Below are 3265 nucleotides of genomic sequence, written 5' to 3' on the forward strand. Positions count from 1 at the left end.
AAGTCCGTGGGCTGACTCGGACCTAGTCGGCCGAACCCTCCAGTGCCGCAAGCGCATCGCGCGCGGCCTGGAGTTCACGGCTCAGTTCCTCCACCCGGCGCTGCGCCTCTTCGCGCGCCGCGTTCAGAACCGACGCCGCCGCGTCGAACGCGGTGCCGTCGCCGAGCTCGCTCAGCGCCGACTCGACCGAATCCGGTGCGACGGTGCGCGAGCGGGCCGGCTTCCGACCGCCCCGCGTGACGGCCACCGACCACTCGTTGTCGGAGGAGCCGAACAGTGTCACGGTCACCGAAGCCGGAGGCTTCTTGGCACCGGTGCGACGGACCACCTTGGCCGCGGGCTTCTGGGCGGGTTTCTTCGCGACGGGTGAGGCCGGCTCGGTCGTCGGGGCAGCAGGTGCTGGCTTCGCGGCGGGAGCAGCCTTCTTCGCCGGAGCAGGCGCGGGAGCGGGGGTCGGCGCAGGTGCCGGCTTCGGGGCCGCCTTCCGCGCCGGGGCCGCCTTCTTCGGCTTCTCTGGTGCCGGGGGAGCAGCCTTGGTGATGCGCAGTTCGTCGGCCTCGTACGGGAGTTCGTCGTCGACCCCACTCGGCTTCACGGTGACCGTGGTCCCGTCGATCGAGATCACCCGCGCCGACGCGCCCGCGGCCAGTCCGAGGCTCGGGGTGGCTTCGCGCATGTAGACGGTGGCGCGCTTGCCGTCGGCCAGGGCGGTGGCGAGCGCAGTGAGGTCGTCGGACGTCAGTGACTCGGAGACCGAGCGGCGGCGCGGAGGCATGAGCGGGCCTTTCCCGTGGTGAGAAGTAGTGCGTCTACTTTCGCACATTGAGTCGGTGTGATCGCACGGGTGTGCGAAGTGTGGGGGTGGGTCGCGGCGCAGTGTGTGGCCGCGGCCACACCGCCTACGGCGACGGGATCAGTGTCATGACCTCGACTTCTGCGGACCGCGTCGACCCTAGGTAACGTCGGGGTAGTCGTCCGAACGAGTGATGACCACCGAGGAAGAACAGTTCCATCCGACAACTAATGGAGGACAGATGAGCTTTTCCGATGACGTACGGAACAAGGCCGAGGACCTGAAGGGTCGGGCCAAGGAAGCCGCCGGTGCGGCGACTGACAATGACGATTTGAAGGCCGAAGGCCAGGTCGACCAAGGCCAGGCCGGTGCCAAGGAGAAGGTGACCGAGCTGGCCGACAAGGTCAAGGACGGCGTCGACTCGGTCAAGGACAAACTGACCGGACGCTGACACGCAGCGTGAGAACGGCCCGTCGCGGAAGCGACGGGCCGTTGTCTATGGCGCGATGGTGACCGCCGCGTCCCCGTGGGGTCCGTCCGAGGGCAAATCGCCCTCGAACGCCTCCTACGGGGACGCTCCGGTCAGCAGCGCCCGGTACGAGCGTCACCGATCACCACTGCGACTGCAGATCCTTGTTGTCCCCGAGCACGCGCGCTTGCGCGATCACGCCGGCGATCACCAGCAGCAGGTAAATCACATACCACCACCAGTTGTGGCCGATAGTCGCGGTGACGTTGGCGCGGTTGAAATCGTCGAGATCGATCGTGGTGGTCAGCAGCATGAAGCCGCCGACGATCGCGGTCGACCCGCCCAGCGCGCTGAGCACCACCAGCAGGATCGCGGGCAGATTCAGTTTCAGGGTGGCCACCGCGAGCAGGACGCCGACGATCACACCGACCAGGATCAGCACCCAGCTCCACGTGACGCCGAGCGCCGCCATCAGCGCCGTTCCGATCAGGAAGCCGATCGACGCCATCGCCAAGGTCACGGCGACCACGTAGTAGAGGTAGGCGAGCATGCCGAAGAACAGGGCGACCAGGATGCCGACGATCCACCCGAGCACCGTGGACAGGTAGTCGTCGCCGGTGAACGCGGAGACCAGGCCCGCGCCGAGGTTGAAGCCGACGAACGCGCCCCAGATGGTGATGACGAATCGCATGGCGACGACGCCGCGGAAGCAGAACAGGGCACCGATGATGACGGCGATCAGGCCGATGAGGATGCTGGGCATGGAGTAACGGTAGCCACTGACGGCGACCGATTCGAACGCTTCGTGGATACCCTGGTGGTGTGCATGGCGAATACAAAGTTCTGGGCGGCAAACTCGTGGTGGTCGACGTCGAGACCGCCGACGACCGACTGACGAAGGTGTCGCTCTCGGGTGACTTCTTCCTCGAACCCGACGACGCGCTCGAGATGATCACCGGCGCGGTGATAGGAGCGCCGGTGACGGCGACGTCAGCCGCATTGGGGGAGCGGATCGCCGATGCCCTGCCCGAGGGCGTCTCGATGATCGGGTTCAACCCCGAGTCGGTGGGCGTTGCGATCCGCCGCGCTCTCGGTCACGCCACCAGCTGGCACGACCACATCTTCGACGTCATCGAACCGACCGTCCTCTCGCCCGCCATGCACGTCGCGCTCGACGAGGTCATCATGCGCGAAGTCGCTGCGGGCACCCGACCGCCGACGCTGCGGTTCTGGGACTGGGACTCACCGCTGGTGGTGATCGGCTCGTTCCAGTCGGTGCGCAATGAGGTCGACGAGGAGGCCGCGCAGCGGCACGGCATCGGCGTCGTGCGCCGCATCTCCGGCGGCGGCGCGATGTTCATGGAGCCCGGCAACTGCATCACCTACTCGCTCGTCGTCCCGACGTCGCTGGTGGACGGGCTCAGCTTCGAGCGGTCGTACGAGTTCCTCGACCAGTGGGTGATGGGCGCGCTGGCCGACGTCGGCATCACCGCGCGGTACGTGCCGATCAACGACATCGTCTCCGATCAGGGCAAGATCGGCGGTGCCGCGCAGAAGCGGATCGTCGCCGGTGCGGTGCTGCACCACGTGACGATGTCGTACGACATCGACGCCGACAAGATGACCGAGGTCCTCCGGATCGGCCGCGAGAAGATCTCCGACAAGGGCATCACCAGTTCGGGCAAGCGAGTCGATCCGATGCGGTCGCAGACCGGGATGACGCGCGCCGACATCATCGACGCGTTCCTCGCCCACTTCCGCACGCGGTACGAAACCCGGGAAGCGGGATACTCCGAAGCAGAGATGTCCGCGGCGCGAGAGTTGGTCGACGAGAAGTTCAGTACGCCGGAGTGGACCTACCGGGTTCCGTAGTAGATGTCGTAGTCACCGCTGTCCGGACCGCTTCTCGCAATGCGAGGGTCGCACGGTGCTGCCGCTCCCTGCCCGCGGTGATCTCCGCGCCGTGGTCCGGACATTCCTCGGTCCTGTTCCACGGGAAGTCG

General features: G+C 66.9%; 4 protein-coding genes. 2 read left to right on the forward strand and 2 right to left on the reverse strand.

Annotated elements, in window-relative coordinates; genetic code table 11:
* Positions 1-22 precede the first annotated feature (22 nt).
* On the reverse strand, positions 23-775 hold the full coding sequence (locus GX543_RS01390; RefSeq protein WP_290849329.1) for a DUF6319 family protein: 753 nt from the start codon (positions 773-775) through the stop codon (positions 23-25).
* A 259-nt stretch (positions 776-1034) separates the two neighbouring features.
* Here GX543_RS01390 and GX543_RS01395 point away from each other — a divergent pair, with 259 nt between their 5' ends.
* A complete protein-coding gene (locus GX543_RS01395; RefSeq protein ID WP_290849331.1) occupies positions 1035-1244 on the forward strand; it encodes a CsbD family protein in 210 nt (69 codons plus the stop codon).
* A gap of 160 nt (positions 1245-1404) precedes the next feature.
* Here GX543_RS01395 and GX543_RS01400 read toward each other — a convergent pair whose 3' ends face one another.
* Positions 1405-2025 carry a DUF4203 domain-containing protein gene (locus GX543_RS01400; protein WP_290849332.1) on the reverse strand — a complete coding sequence of 207 codons (621 nt, stop codon included), beginning with the start codon at positions 2023-2025 and terminating at the stop codon, positions 1405-1407.
* A 59-nt stretch (positions 2026-2084) separates the two neighbouring features.
* On the opposite strand from GX543_RS01400, the gene GX543_RS01405 reads away from it, so the two are divergent.
* The gene (locus GX543_RS01405) at positions 2085-3134 is read left to right on the forward strand and encodes a biotin/lipoate A/B protein ligase family protein (RefSeq protein ID WP_290849333.1); all 1050 of its coding nucleotides are present in this window, start codon (positions 2085-2087) and stop codon (positions 3132-3134) included.
* Positions 3135-3265 lie beyond the last annotated feature (131 nt).

Source organism: Gordonia sp. (in: high G+C Gram-positive bacteria), assembly GCF_012515855.1.
Taxonomy (GTDB): domain Bacteria; phylum Actinomycetota; class Actinomycetes; order Mycobacteriales; family Mycobacteriaceae; genus Gordonia.

Excerpts from the sequence above, each read along its gene's own strand:
- GX543_RS01390 (WP_290849329.1), bottom strand. The coding sequence starts at position 775 with ATGCCTCCGCGCCGCCGCTCGGTCTCCGAGTCACTGACGTCCGACGAC.
- GX543_RS01400 (WP_290849332.1), bottom strand. The coding sequence starts at position 2,025 with ATGCCCAGCATCCTCATCGGCCTGATCGCCGTCATCATCGGTGCCCTG.
- GX543_RS01395 (WP_290849331.1), top strand. The coding sequence starts at position 1,035 with ATGAGCTTTTCCGATGACGTACGGAACAAGGCCGAGGACCTGAAGGGT.